The following is a 19,714-nucleotide window of genomic DNA, read 5'->3' on the forward strand; positions in this document are numbered from 1 at the left end:
AATTTGTCTTATCTTAATACGGGCCGAAGAGATCGGCCATATTTATAGTTGCTTGCCACTTTTTGGGAAACCGCTTTTCCATGCTCCCCACCTTGCGCCAATTGCAATATCTGAAACTGCTCGCCGAGCATAAGAGCTTCATGGCGGCGGCGGAAGCGGCGTTTGTGTCGCAGCCCGCGCTTTCATCCGGCATGGCCGAACTGGAAAAGACACTGGGCGTGCGGCTGGTTGACCGGTCGCGCGGACAGGTGATCCTGACAGCGGTCGGCGAAGAAACCCTGAAACGCGCCGAAGACATATTGGCGCGCAGCGAGGATCTGGTCGAGGCGGCGCGCGGTGCCAACCAGCCCTTGACCGGGCGCTTCCGGCTCGGCGTCATCCCGACCATCGCGCCTTTTTTGCTGCCTAAGGCTTTGATGCGTCTGCGCGAAGAGTTTCCGCAGCTTCGCCTCTTCCTGCGCGAAGACCAGACGGCGCGCCTGATCGCGGCGTTGAAATCGGGGGCGCTCGATGCCGCCGTCATCGCCCTGCCCTATGACCTGACCGGCCTCGACCACGCCTTTATCCTGAAGGACGAAATCCTGGCCGCCATGCCGTGCAATCATCCGCTGGCGCAAAAGACGCGCATTTCGCCCGAAGCGCTGAAAGGCGAGGAACTGATCCTGCTCGAAGACGGCCATTGCCTGCGCGATCACGCCCTGGGCGCCTGTTCGTGGACATCGCCTTCCGGCACGGCGGAGACGCTGGCCACCTATAACCATAATGGCGGCGGCTTCGCGGCCACTTCGCTGAATACGCTGGTGCAGATGATCGGGTCGGGGCTGGGCGTGTCTTTGCTGCCGGCGATGGCGGTCGAAGCCGGACTGGTGCCTGCCGCCGATGTCAGCGTGCGCCCGCTCGAATCCGATCATGCCTTCCGCGACATCGTCGTCATCTGGCGGTCGGGTTCGAGCCGCGCCACCGAGGCAAAGCTTCTGGCCGAAAAGCTGAAGGCGTAGGGATGCGGTTTATCTGTTTGTCATTAGCTATGCTGGCGCTCGCGGCCTGTTCCAAACCAGCGCCGCAAGCGCCTGCGCCCGTGGCCGCGCCTGCCCCGGCCTATGATCCCTGGCCCGGCACCTATGAGGGCGACCTGATGGTGCGGATTTCCAATATCCACAAAGTCACGCTCGTGGCGGCCAGCAAGGACTGCACCGGAGATGTCGGCCTGGCAGGCGGTGAAACGCCGCAGGACATAGCGCCCGATCACTTACGGCTGGTGCTGAAACCCGACGCCGCCACCACCTGCACCATCGATATAGTCCGCGCGGGCGACAAGGTGACCGTCAGCGAAAGCGGCATCTGTGCGGCTTATCACGGCCTGACGTGCAGCTTTAACGGCACGGCGACGCGGGTGAAGTAGGGTCAGAGCGCCAACGGAACGGCATGTTGCCGCAGCCACGGCTCCAGGGCTTCAAAACGAAAACTGTGCGTTTCGTAAAGGCCCGTGACGAAGGAGATGGTATCGGCGACGTCTGTTTGCAAACGATAGCCGTTTATGATCAGAAAAACGTGCATGGCGGCAAAGGCTGTCCGCTTATTGCCATCAATGAAGGGATGGTTTTGCGACAGGCTTTCCCACAGCGCGGTCGCTTCCGCGATCAGATCGTCGTAATAGCCCGTTTGCGGACGGAAAAGCGCCGCCTGCAACTGGCCGGGATCACGAACGCCGCTGGCACCGCCGAACCGGGTCAGTTGCACATCATGGATAGCCAGAACATCCGCGAGAGTCAGGTAGCGCGTCACTCAGCCAGCTTCTTATAAAGTGGGCCGAACTGATCCAGACTCATATTTAAGGCATCTCCAACGGAAATTGCAGGCGTTTGCCGCGTTTCCAGCAGCTTGCCAACCGCCTCCTCGATCAGGGACTGCAACTGGCGGCCTTCTGATCGGGCCAGGGCGCGCAGTTCGGCCAGCAGGGCGCTGTCCATCTGGGTGGCGAATTTCTCACGGGGCTGATGTTCGGTCATGACGCTCTCCTGCCTGTATCCTATCATGAAATTTCATGACAAGCTAGAGTTCGGGTACATGGGCCCGCAGCTCATCGAGCCATATTTTCGCATTCGCATCCGACGGCATCCGCCAGTCGCCGCGCGGGCTGAGCGCACCGCCGGTCAGAAGCTTGGGGCCATTGGGCATGGCCGAGCGCTTGAACTGCGACACGGTGAAAAAGCGCCAGACGAAAACCTCCAGCCATTTTCGGATCATCGGCAGATCATATTTATCGCGCCATGCCTGCCAGCTCAGGAAGGCCACTTTCGAGGGTTTCATGCCATAGCGCGTAATATAATAGAGGTTGAAATCCTGAAGCGCGTAAGGCCCGACCTTGTCCTCGGTCTTCTGCACCACCCCGTCCTCGACCGGCACCAGTTCGGGTGAGATTTCGCGCGTCACCACCGAGTCCAGAATCCGTGCGGTTTTCGTGTCGAACTCTTTCCGCGCCGCCCATCGGATCAGGTGCTGGATCAGGGTCTTGGGCGCGCCGCCATTGACATTATAATGGCTCATCTGGTCGCCCACTCCGTAGGTACACCAGCCGAGCGCCAGTTCCGACAGATCGCCCGTGCCGATCACGAAGCCCTTTTTCTCGCCCGCCAGCCGGAACAGCAAATCGGTGCGCAGCCCCGCCTGGACATTCTCGAAATTGACATCATAGACGCGCTCACCGCGTGAAAACGGATGGTCAATATCCAGCAGCATCCGTTTGGCGGCGGGGCGAATATCGAGCACATTGCTGGCAACGCCCAGCGCCTTCATCAGCTTTAAAGCGTCATTGCGCGTGCCGACCGTGGTGCCGAAACCGGGCATGGTATAGCCGTGAATCTGCGCGCGCGGCAGGCTTAAGCGATCAAATGCCTTGCAGGTGACGATCAGGGCGTGGGTCGAATCAAGCCCGCCCGACACCCCGATCACCACGTTCTGCGTGCCCGTGGCGGTCAGGCGCTGCATCAGCCCATGTACCTGAATATTGAAGGCTTCATAACAGTCTTCATCCAGCCGTTCGGGATCATTCGGCACATAAGGAAAGCGCGCTACGCTGCGATGAAAATCAGTCAGGCCGTGCGGCTGATAAGCGAACATCTGCGGCGGCAGCGACAGCGGCGGCAGGGACTTCTGCGCATCATGAAAGGTGCCGGTGCGCAGGCGCTCAGACACGATGCGCGTGGCATCAACATCAGCCAGTGTCATCGTATCGGAACGGAAGCGCACCCCCTCGGCGATCAGCCCGCCCATCTCATAGACCAAGGACTGGCCATCCCAGGCGAGGTCGGTAGTCGATTCCCCCGGCCCGGCGGCGCTATAGGCATAGGCGCAGAACAGCCGCTCCGACGCGGCGGCGCACAGGGCTTTGCGGGTACGCGACTTGCCGACCGTGACCGGTGAGGCCGACAGATTGACGATGACGGTGGCACCATTCAGCGCCAGCCGCGTGGACGGGGTTTGCGGCACCCAGACATCTTCGCAGATTTCGACGCCGAAGGTGAAGGCCTCAAAACCGGCCGCCGTGAAGACCTGATCCGTACCCACCTGTGTCGCCGCATCGTTCAGATTGATCAGGACGGATGGCAAATCCGCACCGCTGGCGAAGTAGCGGCGCTCATAATATTCGCGGTAATTGGGCAGATAGGTCTTGGGCACTACGCCGAGCGCCCGCCCCTGATGGATGACGACGGCGCAATTATAGACCGCGCCCCTGATCAGCAGCGGCGCGCCCGCCACCAGCACCGGACGGATGTCAACTGAGGCGCGGATCAGCTCATCGACCGCCGCCTTGACTGCGCCGAGCAAGACTTCCTGCGTGAACAGATCATCAATCGCATAGGCGCTGAGACTGAGTTCGGGGAAGACAACCAGATCGGCCCCCGCCGCATCGGCGCGCCGCGCTAAGCTAAGATGTTCGGCCAGATTGGCGCCGGGATCGGCGATATGCACCTTCGGCGTCACGCAGGCGATGCGCACAAAGCCATGTGTGGCGGGCGAGAAAAAATCCGGCTGTTTTTGCGGCATTTTGAAAATCCGAAAGCGAGTATGGCTCTTTAAATAGGCAATTTATGTGTGCATATCACGTCCAAAGTGAAAACAAGGTTCTATTTCGACATTTTTCTACGTGCTCATGCTCATATTGATATTTTTAATATCATACGAAACCATAATCTTTGCCGCACAGGCCGCATTTTTTCAAAGCCTTGCCCGTGCGGCTCTGGTAAGAGGACGGCCTTATTCCTTAGCTACCCACAGATCATGACCGAACCGCGCGTCACATTCGCCGATATTGAAGCCGCCGCGGCGCGGATTAACGGTCATATCGTCCAGACGCCTTGCGCCTTTTCGCAGCGCCTGAGCCATGCCTTTGGCAGCAAATTGTGGGTCAAGGCGGAAAACCAGCAATATACCTCGGCCTTCAAGGAACGCGGCGCGCTCAACAAGCTGTTGCAGCTCGATGCCGACGAGCGCAAGCGCGGCGTTTTCGCGGCCTCGGCGGGCAATCATGCGCAAGGTCTGGCTTATCACGCCACGCGGCTCGGCATTCCGGCCACCATCGTCATGCCCAGAGGTACGCCGTTTGTGAAGATCGAGAAGACGCAAGGCTTCGGCGCGCAGGTGGTGATCGAAGGCGACGATTATGACGCGGCTTCCGCCGCCGCCCACCAGTTGTGCGCGGAAAAAGGCGGCGTCTATGTCCATCCGTTCAATGATGCGGACGTGCTGGCCGGGCAAGGCACGCTGGCCATCGAAATGCTGGCCCAAGCCCCCGAACTCGACACGCTTCTGGTGCCGATTGGCGGCGGCGGACTGATCGCCGGTGTGGCCATCGCCGCCAGGGCCATCAAGCCGTGGATCCGCATTATCGGTATCGAAGCGGCCATGTATCCCAGTTTTTCGGCGCGCCGTCAGGGCCTGCCCGCCATCAGCGGCGGCTCAACCATCGCCGAGGGGATTGCGGTCAAGGCGGTCGGCGACCTGACCTTTGCACTGGCCAATCCGCTGGTGGATGATGTCATCGTCATCGATGAGGCCGATTTCGAGAGCGGCATAGCGGCCTTCGCCAATATCGAAAAAACGGTGGCCGAAGGGGCGGGCGCGGCGGGTCTGGCAGCGGTGATGCGCTATCCCGAACGCTTCAAGGGCCAGAATGTCGGCCTGATCCTGTGCGGCGGCAATATCGATATGCGCCTGCTGGCCTCGGTGCTGCAACGCGAACTGGTGCGCGGCAAGCGTCTGGTCACCTATCGGATTTTGGGTGATGACCGCCCCGGCATGTTGTCTCTGGTGGCCGATGCCATCGCCAGCAAGGGCGGTAATATCGTCGATGTGGCGCATAACCGGCTGGGGCTGGATGTGCCGGCCAAGGGGGCCGAGTTCGACATCATGGTTGAGACGCAAGGCCCGCGCCACGCCTTTGAAATTTCTGAAGCCCTGAGGAGCACCGGCTATGCGTTACGCATGGATTAAAAAGACACTTCTGCCATCCCCCCTGTTTCTGGCCCTCGCCTTAACAGCCTGCGGTCAGGCCATGGATAAAAGCGCCAATGCCCAGGCGATGGACGCCTATGAGGCGTCGGTCGATGCCGCCGCTGCCGCCAATCTGAAGACCGGACAGGCTTTTCTGGCGAACATCGCCAAGCAGCCCGGCGTGGTCAAACTGCCTTCGGGCGTGATGTACAAGATCATTTCGCGTTCGCCCAATCCCGGCCCGCAGCCGACGATCGACGATACGGTGACCATCAATTATGAGGGCAAGCTGGTCGATGGCACGGTATTCGATTCCTCCTACGCCCGCAACCAGCCCGCCACCTTCCCGCTCAACCGGCTGGTGCCCGCCTGGCAGCAGGCGATTCCGCTGATGCATGTCGGCGACGAGATCATGCTCTATGTGCCATCGAGTCAGGGCTATGGCGAGCGCGATATGGGTGAAATTCCGCCCAATTCGGCGCTGGTCTTCCATATCCAGTTGCTGGCCATACCGAAATAGGCTTCGCCCTCTCATGTGCAGGCGGGCCAATGACCCGCCTGTAACCGTCCTAGCCCTTGATGCGTTCGATCAGGGCGGTTGTGCTGGGATCGTGGGGCGCAATGTCTGCGCCTTGAATATCCTTGAGCACCTTGACACCCAGCGTCTTGCCCAGTTCCACGCCCCACTGGTCGAAGCTGTTGAGCCCCATCACAATGCCTTCGGCGAAGGTCTTGTGCTCATAAAGCGCCAAAAGCGCGCCAAGCGTTTCCGGCGTCAGCGCGTCAAGCAGGACGACTGTTGAGGGCTTGTTGCCAGGGCAGACCTTTTGCGGGGCGATCCGGGCGGTTTTTGCGGCGTCCAAACCTAAGCTGCGGCACTCTTCCTCGGAGGTTTCGAGCGACTTGCCGACCATAAAGGCCTCGCTCTGGGCGATGACGTTCGACAGCAGTTTTTGCTGCATGTCGAGCGGAGCCTCGGCATTTTTGGCGGCGGCGATGAATTCCAGCGGCACCACGTCTTCCGACTGATGCAGCATCTGGAAAAAGGCGTGCTGGGCATTGGTGCCTTCGTCGCCGAACACGACAGGGCAGGTCTTGTTGTCGAGCAGGACGCCTTGCGGCGAGGTGCGCTTGCCGTTCGATTCCATCTCAAGCTGTTGCAGGAAGGCGGCGAGGCGGCGCAGGCGGTGCACATAGGGGATGACGGCGCGCACAGGGCGATCCAGGCCGATGCGGTTATAGATCTGCGCGGCGGCCAGCAGGACGGGGGCGTTTTTCTCAAGCGGCGCATGGAGGAAATGCTGATCCATCTGGTGCGCACCGTCGAGCAGGCGCTGATAGACATCGAAGCCGAGCGCGATGATCACCGACAGACTGACCGCCGACCACAGCGAATAGCGTCCGCCCACCCAGTCCTTGAAAGCGAACACGCGGTCGGGTGCGATGCCATAGGCACCGGTCTTGTCGGGCGCGGCGGACACGGCGGCCATATGCGATGTGGCGGCGGCCTCACCCAGCCCCGTCACCAGCCAGTTGCGGGCCTCGATGAAATTGGTCAGGGTTTCCTGCGTCGAGAAGGTTTTCGACACGGCGATGACGAGGGTTTCGGCCGGATCAAGGCCCGTCAGGGCCAGGGCCAGTTCCGAGCCATCGACATTGGCGACAAAGCGCACATCGATGTCAGGCTGCAAGGGCTGCAAGGCCTGAAAAACGAGGCGCGGGCCAAGATCGGAACCGCCGATACCAATATGGATGATGGTCTTAAAAGCTTTGCCGGTCGCGCCGGTGATCTTGCCTGAGCGAATACCCTCGGCATAGTCGCGCATGGCGTCGCGCGCCGATTTGACATCGCGGGCAATCTCAGCGCCGCGCAGGCGCAGGTTTTCAGCGTCACTGTCGCGCAAGGCGACATGCAGCACGGCGCGGCCTTCGGAGACATTGATTTCCTGGCCCGCCCACATCTTGTCGCGCGCCGTCGCCAGACCGCTTTGAGCGAACAGGGCGATGGCCGTATCAAAGCCCGCCTTCGTCCAGCTCTGCTTTGATACGTCGATATGAATACCCGCCACATCAAGGCTCATATGGCTCAGGCGCTGCGGATCGTCACGAAACTGATCGACGATTTTCGCATTCGCGTCGGCATGGGCCTGGGCGTTCAAGGCGGCGAAAGTGGACGAGGTCATGGGCTGTCTCCTGTTTTCGGTGAGATGCGATTTAACGGAAATCCGTCTCTCGCCGGGCGATCCTGACCGGGTTCCATGTCAAGCTTTTGGCCAGTCGTAAAGCCGTTATCGTGCGCGTCGCCTGAATATTTTTACGCGCCCGCAAAATGGGTCCGATGCCCGAAAGCGCCGCCGCCAAAGCTCGCCACGGCAAGCCGCCACGGCCTTTCAGCGTGTCTTTTATCGCGCCCAGAAGCGTAAGACCAATATGGATTGGCAGGCTGATCCATAAGAAGGGCGATGGCATGGATTTGATATAGAGCCACAGGCGGTTGCGGTAGCCGTGCCACAGGGCGAAATCGGAACGCACGCCGCTGGAGGCCGAACCGACATGCAGGGTGCGCGCCTGCGGCACGAACAGGGTGCGCTCACCGATCAAGCGGGCACGAAAGCCGAGATCGGCGTCCTCGCAATAGCAGAAGAAATTTTCATCAAAGCCGCCCAGGCGTTCAAACAGGCTGCGCCGGATGATGAAGGCCGCGCCGCACGGCGCAAAGACCTCGGCTATGCGCAAAGCGTGAGGCACACGATGACCAATCCCGGCGCGATAGGGGAAGCCAAAAAAGGTCAGGGCGTCGCCGGCCCCATCCATGACCAGCGGGTTTTCGGCGCTCAGTTGCAGGGCGGTGAAGATCGAGACATCGGGATGGGCCTCAATGGCCTCCTGCATGGCCGCCACCCAGCCGGGCTCTATAAAGGCATCGGGGTTGATAAAGCCGATCCATTGCGTAGTGGCTGTCGCGGCGGCCAGATTCATGCCGCGTGCAAAACCGAGATTGTCACCGTGGGCGATCTGGCGCACCGCCGGAAACCGGGTCGCCAGCGCCTTCAGATCGAGATCGTCCGAGCCATTATCGGCGTGGATGACCGCCGCTTCCTGAGCAACGAGCGCCGACAGGCAGCGTTCGATCAGCGCGCCGGATCTATAGCTTAAGGTGATCAGGGTCAGGGTGCTCATGGCATATACCTTCCCCCTCTCCCCACCCGAGGGGAGAGGGTTGGGGTGAGGGGTAGAATTACGAGGGCACGCAGATCAGGCGGCCGCAACCCCTCACCCGGCCCTGACGGGCCACCCTCTCCCCTCAGGCGGGGCGAGGGATGGAGCCAGATCATGCCCATGCCGCCTCCCATTCCGCCCGCAACTCCGGGTCGGTTTCAGAGGGCGCATAATGGCGCTTTATTTCGGAAAATTCCGTAGCATTCACCCCCTGCCGCAGGGCCCAGACCGCCGCGCCGCGCACCACAGGGCTTGATTCCGCAAGCTTTTCCAGCAGCACCTGTTTTATTTCTACGTTTTCAGAATTATAAAAAGCATTGCCGAGCGCATAGACGACATTGCGCACAAACGACTCGCGGCCAATACGCTTGACCGGTGATTTGGAAAACAGCGCGCGAAATCCGGCGTCATCGAGTCGCGCCAGATCGGTCAGGCGTAAGCCATCAAAACCTTCACGGGTGTGCAGGCGAATATCGTGCGCAGTTTGCGCGAACTTGTTCCACGGGCAGGCGGCCAGACAGTCATCGCAGCCATAGATGCGGTTGCCGGTGGCGCGACGGAAATGTTCCGGCCATGCGCCGCGATATTCGATGGTCAGGTACGAGAGACACTTGCGCGCATCGAGCCGGTAAGGGCCATCAAAGGCTTCGGTGGGGCAGATGTCGAGGCAGGCGCGGCACGACCCGCAATGATCGGCCTCAGGCGCCTCTTCGGCCAGCACGCGGTCGAACAGGATGACGCCTAAGAACAGCCACGAGCCAAAATCGCGCGACACCAGATTGGTGTGTTTGCCCTGCCAGCCCAGCCCCGCCAGTTGCGCCAGCGGCTTTTCCATCAGGGGCGCGGTATCGACGAACACTTTCAGCTCGCAGCCCGTTCTGGCCACGATGGCGGTGGCCAGTGTTTTCAGCTTTTTCTTGATCAGATCGTGATAATCTTCGTTGCGTGCATAGACGCTGATATTGGCAAGATCCGTATGGGCCAGCTTGGCCAGCGGGTCAGAGTCCGGCCCATAATTATAGCCGAGCACCAGCGCCGATTGCGCGTTCTCCCACATGTGGCGCGGGTGTTTGCGCCGCTCCAGCGTCTCGTCCATCCACTGCATCTGGCCGTGATAACCGGCGGCCACAAAGGCTTCGAGCCGCTGCGACGCCGCCCAGATTTCGGGCAGGGCGGTAAATCTCGCCACCGAAAAACCGAGCGCAAAAGCCTGCTGACGGATCGCCTCGACTTCGACCTGCGAAGAGGCTTGGGCGGGCGCGTCCACGGCTAGAAGTCGAGTTCTTTATAGTGGGCGGAAGCGGGCACGCCGGGCAGTTTATCGGCCAGAAGCGGGCGGAAACAGGGGCGCGACTTGATCACCATGTACCAGGTCTTGAGATGGGGATAGCGCGTCCAGTTAATCTCGTCGAAATAGTCGATGATGCTGAGCTGGGCGGCGCAGGCGAAATCGGCATAGCTGAGCGTACGCCCCGCCAGCCAGTTGCGCGCCATGAGCAGGCTTTCGAAATAGCGCAGATGGTCTTTCAGCGCCTCACGGCCCTGACGCATGGCGGCAATGTCGGGCGCGCCCGCCCCCATCAGCCGTTTTTCCATTTTTTCATGCAGCAACAGCGCATTGACCTCGTAATCGAACTTGCGCTCGAACCAGCCGACCAGACGCCGCGCCTCGGCGCGCTCATTGACATCGGCAGGCAACAGCCTCGGTTCCGGCACCGTCTCTTCGAGATGCTCTAAGATCGCGCGGTTTTCGCAGACGCGGCGCGTCGGGCCGGGCGCGCCCTCTTCCGGCGTTTCGATCAGGATCGGCAGCAGGCCCGATGGATTGAGGTGCAGGATGTGATCGTCCGGCTCCCAGTAGCGCACCGGGATTTCCTCGAAGCCGAGTTTTTTCTCGCCCAGAGCCAGGCGCACCAGGCGCGAATGCGGATCGAAGGCGAAATGATAGAGCTGGCGGACAAGGGAGGTCATCGCCAAAGCTTATGCCTTATTCGCCTGAGAGGAGTCAAAGCGTGTTACGGCCTGCGCGTCGTCTTCCTGTTGGAAAACGCCGCTGTGCGGCTCGGCCTGACCTTTCGGATCGGGATGGATGATGATGTCGGCATTGGGATAGGCGTCGAGCAGGCGTTTTTCAGCCGTAATGATGATGTGATGCGCCTCCACCAGGTTGAGGCCCGGCGGCATTTCGATATGGGCCTGAATAATGATGTAAGGCCCCGCCAGCCGGGTGCGCAGGTCATGCACGCCGAGGATGGCGGCGTCGGCAAACAGAAGCGCCTTGATGCGCGCCACATCCTCATCGGCCAGCGCCTCGTCCATCAGGTGCGAAGCGGCCTCGCGCAACACCTGCACGGCACCCCACACAAACCAGCCCGCCATGACAAAACCGGCCACGGCGTCGAGAAACGCAAAGCCGAGGATCGCCGCGACCACGCCCATGACAGCGATCAGATTGGTGATCAGGTCGGTCACGTAATGCATTCGGTCCGCCGACACGGCGACGGACTGACGGGCGCGCAGGGCCATATTCTGTACGGCCACCAGCCCCAGTGTCAGCACGATCGAGATCAGCAGGACGGCAATGGCCAGGCCCGTATGTTGCAAGGGTTCGGGATGCAGGATATGGCGCACGCAATCCTGCATGACCAGCGCCGCCGAAAAGAAGACGAGCCCGGCCTGAAACAGGGCGGAAAAGGCCTCGGCCTTGCCATGCCCGAACGGGTGCTCCTTGTCGGGTGGGGTCTTGGCGTAGCGCACGGCGAAGAAGGTGATCAGCGAGGCGATCAGGTCGAGGCCGGAATCGGTCATCGAGGCCATTACCGACAGCGAACCGGACAGGATCAGGGCATAGAGCTTGACCAATACCAGTACCAAGGCCACGCATACCGACAGGCCTGAGGCCAGCATGACCAGGCGTTCGGGGTTGAGGGTGTGAAAATTCAGCCCATTAAGGCGCGTCTGTGGCGATCCGGTCATGCAAATGTCTTATCATCCCGCCAGTGTGACGCAAAGCCTGTAAGCAGGTCGGCACCCCTGAAATCTTCTGCTAAGATGCTGGCCGGGAAACTTTTATTGCGTACACGCAAAACTTGTTAACAATAGGTAAATGCGGCGTAGCCAGACTTGGCAAAACGTGGCAAACTGCCGAAATCAATCTTGATTTTAATCAGAATTAAAGTTTGCAGGGCGCGTATCATGTCACGAGTCTGGATCAGCCGCTCCGAAGCGCTCAAGCGTCTCGAAGTCAAGCCGCAAACCCTCTATGCCTATGTCAGCCGGCAGCGCATCGCCGCCAAGAATGATCCCGCCCATCCACGCATGAGTCTGTATGCGCTCGATGATGTCGAGCGGCTGACGCGGCGCGCGCCGGGGCGCAGCACCCAGCGCGCCCAGGCCCCCACCCCCATGCCCAGCCTGTCCGGCGGCACGGTGACGCGCGGCGAGGCCGCCATCGATACCGAGATTTCGATCACGCTGGAGGGTCGCCACTATTATCGCGGCCATGACAGCCTGAAACTGGCGGCGCGCGACAATTTCGAGGCCGTGGCCGCCCTGCTCTGGCAAAGCCCCACCCCCAATCCGTTCGGCCCGCTCAAACCGCGCCCCGATGTCAATTTTCCCGGCGGGCCGCGCACGCGCGTTTTGTCGATGCTCAGTCGCCGCATGGAGGAAGACGCGCTGGCCGATGTCGATCCGCAGCGCGATCTCAGGCTGGAAGCCGCCAGCCTGATCAATGAAATGGTCGATTCGGTCACCAATGGCGGGCCGCGCCTGTTCTTCCACCAGCGACTGGCCCGCGCCTGGAAGGTGTATGACAATGCCGATGTCGATCTGCTGCGCCGGGCGCTGGTTTTATGCGCCGATACCAGCCTTGATGACTCCACCCTGGCCGTGCGCGTCGCCGCCGCCGCGATGGGGCCGCTGGCCGGGCCGGTGATGGCCGGTTTCGCCACATTGATGGGGCCACGCCTCGGCGGACGGATTTCGCGTGCCGAATCCTATGTCACCCAGGTGCGCCGCCACGGCAATCCGCAGGTGCTGGCCAGGTCGTTGCTTGATCGTGGCCTCGAACTGCCCGGTTTTGAAAAGGGCCCCATGCCGTCGGAGCAGGATCGGGCGCGCAACCTGATCGACGCCGCGCCGCAAATGGGTGCCGATCTCAAGACTATTCTTAAAGTGGGCGAAGACCTGACCGGCCAGAGCGCCGGCATGTCGCTGGCCCTGGCCCTGATCGGCCGCCATCTCGACCTGCCGCGCGAAGCTCCCATGACGCTTTACGGTCTGGGCCGGAGCGCCGGCTGGCTGGCCCATGCCATCGAGCAGATGCAGACCGGTGCCGCGCCGAGGGCCCGCCTGCGCTATATCGGCACCTATCCTGAGATCGAAGCCTAGAGCGGGTTGCATTCTGATTGAATCGGTCAAAGGCATGCAACCCGCTCTACATTTTACGTTTTTCCGCATCTCGCATTCAATTTGTAAGTCAAATGAAACGCTCGTTGCTCCAGGACGGATGGAGACGGTTACGGCGGCTTTAGAGCCAGATGCCCCACCACCACGAGCCCTTCTTTGCGCGGCTTAACCGTGAGCTGGCTCGCGGTCCCCCTCCCCGAATTTGAAGACAAATTCAGAGAGGTATAGGAGGTTGACGATCTATACCTCCCTGAAATCCTGATTTTGGGGAGGGGGACCGCACGAAGACGCGAAGCGGCTGAGATGTGGTGGTGGGGGTTCTTGAGACGCAAGGCTAAAACCATCGGCAAAGACTTTAAGCGCTGAATGTCGATCCGTTCTAAATTTCAGTACCCCGCCGTGCAAAATCCCTCTAAGAGGATTTTCGTCGGTAACAGGGGATATTCATGCATAATCTGATCGCAGCGCTGCTCGGCCTGATAGAGGGGCTGACCGAGTTTATTCCGGTGTCGTCCACCGCCCATCTGCTGATCGCCGCCAAACTGCTGCACTTTGAATCCGCCGCCGATGCGTTCGAGGTGCTGATCCAGCTCGGCGCGATTCTGGCCGTGGTCGTCTTCTATTTCGCCAAGCTGTGGAACGCGGTCGTCACCCTGCCCAGTTCCGCCGATTCGCGCCGCTTTGCCTTAAGCGTGCTGATCGCCTTCGCCCCCGCCGTGGTGCTGGGCGTGGGCCTGCATTCGGTCATCAAGGCCATGTTCGAGCGCATCGACATCATCTGCTACGCCCTGATTATCGGCGGCATCCTGTTGTGGGCGGTTGATCGTTTCGCGCCCAGACCCGTGCATGACGACGCCACCAAGCTGGATCTCAAGACCTCGATTGCCATCGGCTTTTTCCAGTGCCTGGCCATGATTCCCGGCATGTCGCGTTCGGGATCGACCCTGATCGGGGCGCTTCTGTTCAAGGTGGAGAAACGCGCCGCCGCCGAATTCAGCTTCTTTCTGGCCATCCCCACCATGCTGGGCGCCTTCGCCTTCGATTTTTTCAAATCCTACAAGCTGATGAGCGCGGATGATTACGGCGTCATCGCCATCGGCTTTGTGGTCGCCTTTATCTCAGCCCTGTTCGTCATCAAGCCGCTGCTGGCCTTTGTCAGCAAGCGCGGCTATGGCGTCTTCGCCATCTGGCGTATCATTGTGGGCGGCGGCGGGCTTTTGCTTTTGCACTTCACCCATCTGCTCGGCTGATACGGACTTTTCAGGCCTGGCTTTCCGCCATAACAGCAAACTGGCCGTTCTTGCGGAAGCGCCACAGATAGGTCGGCACGATCGATTCCACCGCCGTGGCGGCGATACCGAGATCCCTGAGCCCCAAGGCATTGGCGGACACCACATTGTCGGTTTTCAACATGATCACCTGATCGCTGGTCAGCGGCGGGGCGGGCACCAGCAGCGGCAGAACGCCGTGCAGACCGGCCTGAATGTCACCGGCCACGCCGATCAGGCTGGCCACGGCGAACGGCATCCACACCTGCGCACGCGGCGTCATGATTTCCTGCGCCACATATTTGACGAGCTGGCTATAGGTCAGCACTTCCGGCCCGCCCAGTTCATAGGTCTGGCCATAGGCGTCCTCATTGCCGACCAGACGGGCAATGGCCTGAGCCACATCACCGACATAGACCGGCTGGAATTTGGTGGTGCCGCCACCGATGGCGGGCATGACGGGCAGGCTCTTGACCTGCCTGGCCAGCGAGGTGAAGAAACCGTCCTGCGGCCCGAAGATCAGGCTGGGGCGCACGATCACCGCCGAAGGCATGGCCTTGCGCACGGCCAGTTCGCCCTGCCCCTTGCTGGCGGCGTATTTCGAGGGCGATTTCGGATCGGCACCCAGGGCCGACATCTGCACAAACGAGGTGATGCCGCGCGCGGCGGCCGCTTCGGCGATGGTGGCGCTGGCTTCGCGGTGCAGGCTGTCAAAGCTCTGACCGCCGCCCTGCAACAAAATGCCGGTCAGATTGACCACGGCGTCGGCGTTTTCCAGCGCGGCAGCCACCTGATCGGCCTTGCGCGCATCGCAGCGCACCACCTGAATTTGCCCCACATCGCCCATCGGCTTGAGATCATAGGCGATGGTCGGTTTGCGCACGGCCACGCGCACGCGCCAGCCCTGCTTCGCCAGGGCGCGAACCACCTGCTTGCCGACAAAACCCGAACCGCCGAAAACCGTGACCAGTTGCACCATGCGCGACATCCTCAAAAAAGCGGGCTTAAAATTACACCGAAATTCTGGCGCGACGCCTTGCGCCCGCAAAGCGCACGCCGCAGAATGTCTCGATAACCCAAGGTTTTGATGCAGGCAACCGGTTAAGGCCGCCCATCGGAAACTTTTGTGAAAACTTGGCACAAAAGCCGTTGACCACCGAAATTTTTCCCCCTATAGGTCGCCGCCTTCACTGGCAACGGTGAGGACTACCACCTAAGAATAGTGCCCAGGTGGCGGAATTGGTAGACGCGCTGGCTTCAGGTGCCAGTGGCTTAACGGCCGTGAAGGTTCGAGTCCTTTCCTGGGCACCATTAGGTTATCCGGCAATGTCCGGATTTGTTTGAAAATCCCTTTAAAATATGGTAGTTTGGCGGAATAAACATCCGTCCAAATTCGTTTGCGTCCGGCTTCATCCGGTACAATTGCGGGTAACGGTGCGGGTAACAAGGCCCCTTTACCCATCGCCAGCAAATGTCGTTACCCACATGCCCCTTTCCGACACCGCCATCAGAAGCGCTAAACCCGGCGCAAAGCCTTACAAGCTATCGGACGGCAACAGCCTCTATCTCCTGGTGATGAAAAACGGCAGCCGCCTCTGGCAAGTCCGTTATCGCTTCGACAGCAAGGAAAACGTCCTTTCGCTAGGGCAATACCCGCACGTTACCCTCAAGACGGCACGGCAGAAGCGGGATGAGGCCAAGGAATTGCTGGCGCGTGGCATTGATCCTAATGCGGATAAAAAACGCAAGGTTGTTGAAGCGGCTGTCGCGGCAGGCAATACGTTCGACACCGTAGCGCAGGAATTCATAGACCTGAAAGTGCGTGACGGACTTTCAGACGCCACCACTATCAAGCTTAAATGGTTTAGATCGCAGCTTGAAAAAGACATTGGCGGGCGGCCCATTGCCGAAATTGAGCCATTGGAGATTCTGGCCGCGTTACGGAAGATCGAAAAGAAGGGTAATTATGAAACCTCGAAACGCACGCGCGCCTTTGCCGACCGCGTTTTTCGCTATGCCATCATCACAGGGCGCGCAAAGACCAATCCCGCAAATGGATTAGGCGACGCGCTTATTTCGGGCAAGGTCAGGCACCACGCGGCCTTGATTGCTCCTAAGGCTGTGGGAGACTTGTTACGCGCGATAGAGGCTTACGATGGCAGCATCTTGACGAAACTGGCCCTGAATATGCTGGCGCATGTGTTTGTCCGTCCGGGTGAGTTGCGCCATGCCGAATGGGCGGAATTTGATCTTAAACGAAAGGTTTGGCTTATTCCGGCAGCCAAGATGAAAATGCGCGCCGATCATGCCGTGCCACTGTCAACGCAAGTCCTGGCGCTTCTGGAGCCATGCGCAAAATTCAAAACCGCCAGCAAATATCTGTTCCCGTCCTTCATGAGCGGCTTGAAACCCATGTCGGAGAACACGCTGAACACGGCTTTGCGTCGCATGGGCTATACGAATGATGAGATGACGTCTCATGGTTTTCGCAGCACGGCCAGTACCCTGTTGAACGAATCGGGCAAATGGTCGCCGGACGCCATAGAGCGCGCTCTTGCCCATAAGGACAGCAATACCATAAGAGGTATCTACCATAGGGGCGCGCATTGGGATGAGCGCGTGCAGATGATGCAATGGTGGAGCGACTACCTTGAGCAACTCCAAACCGGCGGTGAGGTCATCGCCCTACGCCGCGACGGCTAGAAAGCATCCGGGCTACAAATATCGCAAACGCGATCCGGGTTCTGGTGGTGCGCGCACAGGTGCAGGGCGGCGACCTGATCTGTCGCCAGCTCTGCGGCAAATTCTTTTGAACCGTTGCGAAACCTTGTATGGAAACGAGGCGCGCACATACGGATTAAGGGTCTGGGCAAGCGATATTTTGAGCATCTGGCTAGAAGAAACCTATCCGCCCCGTGCAAATTATGTTTGGTATCAACTCACTCGCCGCAATGTTCGCATACAAGATCATGAATTCCTGCTACAACTGATCTATAGCCCCGAACAGTTATACAGCGATGACGGCAAGCTGAACTTCGATGTAGCCTTCCGCCAAAATATCCTGCGCAATTTCGCCAACATAATTGAAGTATCCGTCCCCTTGACGGACGAATTGCCCTTAGGGACAAGAAAGGCCGTTCGGCGACGGATAGCCGTTCGCGTCATTGACGAAGCGAAAATCGAGCCACCCTTATCCGTGGACTTCGTTTTGAATGCCTGGAGAACCTTCCGCGCCACCGCTCGCGATTAGAATTATCCCCAAGCTTATTACCCATCTGTGGATACAGTGAACAAATTAACGCCATTTGTGCATAGATTTTTAAAAAATCACATTATATTCTTGATTATATTTATATATTTGACCTTTCTATATGCCTTGGCTTGGTCAACGACTCTTGGCTCTTTGGTTGCACCCCCCAACTTCAGGTGCATTCACATGGACGCTTTCCCTTCTGAAAAACTCACTTTCCGCGTTGACGAAGCCATCAAGGCCACCGGCCTTGGTCGCTCCCTTTTGTACGAAGCCATGAAGTCCGGGCTTCTGGAATCCTTTAAGGTGGGCGGTTGCCGCCTGATCGCGCGTAACGCCTTGCTGGACTTTCTTGATCGACATTCACGAGGCGGGCATTAGGCCGCCCGCATTGGCACGCTCATATAAGCTGCGCATGGCTGGTATCCGGCGACACCGTAATTACACGGTTGAGGAACTGGCCCGCGCCCTTGGCAAAACCACACAGACCATACGACGCTGGATCAAGAACGGCCTGCCCGTCCTGACGGACATTCGCCCCGGCCTGATCATGGGTGTGGACGTGATCGACTATATGGCCAGTCGCAAGCCTACCCGCCAAACCTGCGCGCCGGACGAATGCTATTGCTTCCGTTGCCGCATACCCCGGCCCTGCGCGGGCGGCATGGCGGAATTTGTGCCGATGACCGCCACCACAGGCGATTTGCGCGCCCTGTGCCCGCATTGCTCCACCCTGATGCACAAGCGGACGTCAAACGCCGCCCTTTCTGTCTTGAGCGCTCTTTTGGATATTTCATTTCCGCAAGGCGTCCCAACTCTAAGCGCACCCTTGCCACCCTCCCTAAATGATCACTTCAAGACAGGAGCCAAATCTTGAAAAAGTTTCACCCGAAAAACGAACGCATCAAGCACGAATATATGGGCTATCTGGAGGGGCCAAAGCAGATGAGCGCCGCCAGTGTGGATCAGGTTGCCGCCGCTCTGGCGCAGTTTGAAAACTTCACCCGGCACAAGGATTTTGCCACCTTCAGGAACGAACAGGCCACGGGATTCAAAAACCATCTGGCAGGGATGATCAATACCGCCACCGGCAAGCCTCTGGCGACCTCTACCCTTCATGCACGCCTGATGGCCCTGAAGGCGTTTTTTGAATGGCTATGCTGGCAACCGGGCTACAAGTCCAAAATCCGCTACCATGACATTGAATATTTCAATCTGTCGGCCAATGACACGCGCATCGCCAAGGCCAGCCGGGAACGGCCTGCGCCGTCTATGGAGCAAATCCGCCACGCCCTGTTCGCCATGCCGCATGAAACCGATGTGCAAAAGCGTGACCGCGCGGTGGTGGCCTTCACGATCCTGAGCGGTGCGCGCGATAATGCCATTGCCTCGCTGAAGCTGCGCCATATGGATATGGTGACGGGCAAAATCCATCAGGACGGGCGCGACGTGCGCACCAAAAGCCGCAAGACCTTCACCACCGTCTTTTTCCCCGTGGGTGACGATATTGAGGCGGTGGTGCGCGAATGGGTGACTTTTCTGACGACAGAGCGCCTGTTCGGCCCGGACGATCCGCTTTTCCCGGCAACAAACGTGAAGTTAGGGTCAAGCGGGCAGTTTGAAGCTGCGGGCTTACGTCGCAAGCCCTGGGCCAGCGCGGCGATGATCCGTAAGATTTTTCAGCGCGCGTTTGAGGCCGTGAATCTGCCCTATTACAATCCACACAGCTTGCGCAAAACACTGACCATCCTGGGCGAATCGGTCTGCATAACCCCGGAAGACTTCAAAGCCTGGAGCCAAAACCTGGGCCACGAACAGGTCATGACCACCTTTTACAGCTATGGCAAGGTGTCGCCACACCGGCAGGCGGAAATCATTGCGGGCTTGGGCAAGGGGGCAAATGATCGTGACGGAGACGTTTCGATGGAGGAGGTGGACAGGGTTTTGAATTATTTACGCAAAAACGCCTAACGAGGGGGGGGCACTGTCAAAACCTGTTTCGATCTGACGGACGACCGGTGCAACCTACAGCGCAAGCCCTAACACAGATTTTTGCCCCTGTGCCTGTGTAGGG

Annotated in this window: 20 protein-coding genes and 1 tRNA gene; 12 read left to right on the forward strand and 9 right to left on the reverse strand. The window is 59.5% G+C overall.

Going from position 1 to position 19,714, the window contains the following annotated elements:
• The first annotated feature begins 80 nt into the window (after positions 1 to 80).
• Both QB905_RS09575 and QB905_RS09580 read left to right on the forward strand, forming a co-directional pair.
• Positions 81 to 998, forward strand: a complete 918-nt coding sequence (locus QB905_RS09575) for a hydrogen peroxide-inducible genes activator (RefSeq protein ID WP_282974704.1) — start codon at positions 81 to 83, stop codon at positions 996 to 998.
• 17 nt (positions 999 to 1,015) lie between these two features.
• On the forward strand, positions 1,016 to 1,402 hold the full coding sequence (locus QB905_RS09580) for a hypothetical protein (RefSeq protein WP_282974706.1): 387 nt from the start codon (positions 1,016 to 1,018) through the stop codon (positions 1,400 to 1,402).
• Positions 1,403 to 1,404: 2 nt separating this feature from the next.
• Here the strand turns inward: QB905_RS09580 and QB905_RS09585 are convergent, their stop codons facing one another.
• Genes QB905_RS09585 through QB905_RS09595 form a run of 3 tightly spaced genes read right to left on the reverse strand, consistent with a single transcriptional unit; the run spans position 1,405 to position 4,047 of the window.
• Complete coding sequence (locus QB905_RS09585; protein WP_282974708.1) at positions 1,405 to 1,785, reverse strand: type II toxin-antitoxin system death-on-curing family toxin; 381 nt, start codon at positions 1,783 to 1,785, stop codon at positions 1,405 to 1,407.
• Positions 1,782 to 2,009, reverse strand: coding sequence for a hypothetical protein (locus tag QB905_RS09590; protein ID WP_282974709.1), 228 nt, complete (start codon positions 2,007 to 2,009; stop codon positions 1,782 to 1,784). Before QB905_RS09590 ends, QB905_RS09585 begins: the two co-directional genes overlap by 4 nt.
• Before the next feature lie 43 nt (positions 2,010 to 2,052).
• A complete protein-coding gene (locus QB905_RS09595; protein WP_282974710.1) occupies positions 2,053 to 4,047 on the reverse strand; it encodes an NAD(+) synthase in 1,995 nt (664 codons plus the stop codon).
• Between the two features lie 234 nt (positions 4,048 to 4,281).
• Here QB905_RS09595 and QB905_RS09600 point away from each other — a divergent pair, with 234 nt between their 5' ends.
• Positions 4,282 to 5,493: a threonine ammonia-lyase gene (locus QB905_RS09600; protein WP_282974712.1), complete on the forward strand. Its 1,212-nt coding sequence runs from the start codon at positions 4,282 to 4,284 to the stop codon at positions 5,491 to 5,493.
• Positions 5,474 to 6,013: an FKBP-type peptidyl-prolyl cis-trans isomerase gene (locus tag QB905_RS09605; RefSeq protein ID WP_282974714.1), complete on the forward strand. Its 540-nt coding sequence runs from the start codon at positions 5,474 to 5,476 to the stop codon at positions 6,011 to 6,013. Before QB905_RS09600 ends, QB905_RS09605 begins: the two co-directional genes overlap by 20 nt.
• A 49-nt stretch (positions 6,014 to 6,062) precedes the next feature.
• Here the strand turns inward: QB905_RS09605 and pgi are convergent, their stop codons facing one another.
• From pgi to QB905_RS09630, 5 genes are all read right to left on the reverse strand, one after another.
• Complete coding sequence (pgi, locus tag QB905_RS09610; protein WP_282974716.1) at positions 6,063 to 7,676, reverse strand: glucose-6-phosphate isomerase; 1,614 nt, start codon at positions 7,674 to 7,676, stop codon at positions 6,063 to 6,065.
• 31 nt (positions 7,677 to 7,707) lie between these two features.
• The gene (locus tag QB905_RS09615) at positions 7,708 to 8,673 is read right to left on the reverse strand and encodes a glycosyltransferase family 2 protein (protein WP_282974718.1); all 966 of its coding nucleotides are present in this window, start codon (positions 8,671 to 8,673) and stop codon (positions 7,708 to 7,710) included.
• Between the two features lie 151 nt (positions 8,674 to 8,824).
• The gene (gene queG / locus QB905_RS09620) at positions 8,825 to 9,979 is read right to left on the reverse strand and encodes a tRNA epoxyqueuosine(34) reductase QueG (protein WP_282974719.1); all 1,155 of its coding nucleotides are present in this window, start codon (positions 9,977 to 9,979) and stop codon (positions 8,825 to 8,827) included.
• 2 nt (positions 9,980 to 9,981) lie between these two features.
• A complete protein-coding gene (gene fzlA / locus QB905_RS09625; protein WP_282974720.1) occupies positions 9,982 to 10,683 on the reverse strand; it encodes an FtsZ-binding protein FzlA in 702 nt (233 codons plus the stop codon).
• A 9-nt stretch (positions 10,684 to 10,692) separates the two neighbouring features.
• Positions 10,693 to 11,688, reverse strand: a complete 996-nt coding sequence (locus tag QB905_RS09630; protein ID WP_282974722.1) for a cation diffusion facilitator family transporter — start codon at positions 11,686 to 11,688, stop codon at positions 10,693 to 10,695.
• Positions 11,689 to 11,907: 219 nt separating this feature from the next.
• Here QB905_RS09630 and QB905_RS09635 point away from each other — a divergent pair, with 219 nt between their 5' ends.
• Both QB905_RS09635 and QB905_RS09640 read left to right on the forward strand, forming a co-directional pair.
• Positions 11,908 to 13,104, forward strand: coding sequence for a citrate/2-methylcitrate synthase (locus QB905_RS09635; protein ID WP_282974724.1), 1,197 nt, complete (start codon positions 11,908 to 11,910; stop codon positions 13,102 to 13,104).
• 464 nt (positions 13,105 to 13,568) lie between these two features.
• Complete coding sequence (locus QB905_RS09640; RefSeq protein WP_282974726.1) at positions 13,569 to 14,372, forward strand: undecaprenyl-diphosphate phosphatase; 804 nt, start codon at positions 13,569 to 13,571, stop codon at positions 14,370 to 14,372.
• Between the two features lie 10 nt (positions 14,373 to 14,382).
• Here QB905_RS09640 and QB905_RS09645 read toward each other — a convergent pair whose 3' ends face one another.
• A complete protein-coding gene (locus tag QB905_RS09645) occupies positions 14,383 to 15,369 on the reverse strand; it encodes a complex I NDUFA9 subunit family protein (protein ID WP_282974727.1) in 987 nt (328 codons plus the stop codon).
• A gap of 245 nt (positions 15,370 to 15,614) precedes the next feature.
• Here QB905_RS09645 and QB905_RS09650 point away from each other — a divergent pair.
• The 6 genes from QB905_RS09650 to QB905_RS09675 all read left to right on the forward strand — a co-directional run bounded on the left by QB905_RS09650 (position 15,615) and on the right by QB905_RS09675 (position 19,611).
• Positions 15,615 to 15,701: transfer RNA gene (locus tag QB905_RS09650), tRNA-Leu, on the forward strand.
• Between the two features lie 174 nt (positions 15,702 to 15,875).
• On the forward strand, positions 15,876 to 17,093 hold the full coding sequence (locus tag QB905_RS09655) for a tyrosine-type recombinase/integrase (RefSeq protein WP_282974729.1): 1,218 nt from the start codon (positions 15,876 to 15,878) through the stop codon (positions 17,091 to 17,093).
• On the forward strand, positions 17,041 to 17,640 hold the full coding sequence (locus QB905_RS09660) for a hypothetical protein (RefSeq protein WP_282974730.1): 600 nt from the start codon (positions 17,041 to 17,043) through the stop codon (positions 17,638 to 17,640). The genes QB905_RS09655 and QB905_RS09660 overlap by 53 nt, the downstream gene beginning before the upstream one ends.
• A gap of 186 nt (positions 17,641 to 17,826) precedes the next feature.
• Complete coding sequence (locus QB905_RS09665) at positions 17,827 to 18,021, forward strand: helix-turn-helix domain-containing protein (protein ID WP_282974731.1); 195 nt, start codon at positions 17,827 to 17,829, stop codon at positions 18,019 to 18,021.
• Positions 18,022 to 18,055: 34 nt separating this feature from the next.
• The gene (locus QB905_RS09670) at positions 18,056 to 18,517 is read left to right on the forward strand and encodes a helix-turn-helix domain-containing protein (protein ID WP_282974732.1); all 462 of its coding nucleotides are present in this window, start codon (positions 18,056 to 18,058) and stop codon (positions 18,515 to 18,517) included.
• On the forward strand, positions 18,514 to 19,611 hold the full coding sequence (locus QB905_RS09675; protein ID WP_282974733.1) for a site-specific integrase: 1,098 nt from the start codon (positions 18,514 to 18,516) through the stop codon (positions 19,609 to 19,611). The genes QB905_RS09670 and QB905_RS09675 overlap by 4 nt, the downstream gene beginning before the upstream one ends.
• The last annotated feature ends 103 nt before the right edge of the window (positions 19,612 to 19,714 follow it).

Source organism: Asticcacaulis sp. EMRT-3 (assembly GCF_030027245.1).
In the GTDB taxonomy this organism is placed as follows: Bacteria; Pseudomonadota; Alphaproteobacteria; order Caulobacterales; family Caulobacteraceae; genus Asticcacaulis.

Coding starts and splice junctions, on each gene's coding strand:
- QB905_RS09655 (WP_282974729.1), top strand. CDS start 15,876: ATGCCCCTTTCCGACACCGCCATCAGAAGCGCTAAACCCGGCGCAAAG.
- QB905_RS09635 (WP_282974724.1), top strand. CDS start 11,908: ATGTCACGAGTCTGGATCAGCCGCTCCGAAGCGCTCAAGCGTCTCGAA.
- QB905_RS09630 (WP_282974722.1), bottom strand. CDS start 11,688: ATGACCGGATCGCCACAGACGCGCCTTAATGGGCTGAATTTTCACACC.
- QB905_RS09670 (WP_282974732.1), top strand. CDS start 18,056: ATGGCTGGTATCCGGCGACACCGTAATTACACGGTTGAGGAACTGGCC.
- QB905_RS09590 (WP_282974709.1), bottom strand. CDS start 2,009: ATGACCGAACATCAGCCCCGTGAGAAATTCGCCACCCAGATGGACAGC.
- pgi (WP_282974716.1), bottom strand. CDS start 7,676: ATGACCTCGTCCACTTTCGCCGCCTTGAACGCCCAGGCCCATGCCGAC.
- QB905_RS09665 (WP_282974731.1), top strand. CDS start 17,827: ATGGACGCTTTCCCTTCTGAAAAACTCACTTTCCGCGTTGACGAAGCC.
- QB905_RS09640 (WP_282974726.1), top strand. CDS start 13,569: ATGCATAATCTGATCGCAGCGCTGCTCGGCCTGATAGAGGGGCTGACC.
- QB905_RS09600 (WP_282974712.1), top strand. CDS start 4,282: ATGACCGAACCGCGCGTCACATTCGCCGATATTGAAGCCGCCGCGGCG.
- fzlA (WP_282974720.1), bottom strand. CDS start 10,683: ATGACCTCCCTTGTCCGCCAGCTCTATCATTTCGCCTTCGATCCGCAT.
- QB905_RS09605 (WP_282974714.1), top strand. CDS start 5,474: ATGCGTTACGCATGGATTAAAAAGACACTTCTGCCATCCCCCCTGTTT.
- QB905_RS09645 (WP_282974727.1), bottom strand. CDS start 15,369: ATGGTGCAACTGGTCACGGTTTTCGGCGGTTCGGGTTTTGTCGGCAAG.
- QB905_RS09575 (WP_282974704.1), top strand. CDS start 81: ATGCTCCCCACCTTGCGCCAATTGCAATATCTGAAACTGCTCGCCGAG.
- QB905_RS09595 (WP_282974710.1), bottom strand. CDS start 4,047: ATGCCGCAAAAACAGCCGGATTTTTTCTCGCCCGCCACACATGGCTTT.
- QB905_RS09615 (WP_282974718.1), bottom strand. CDS start 8,673: ATGAGCACCCTGACCCTGATCACCTTAAGCTATAGATCCGGCGCGCTG.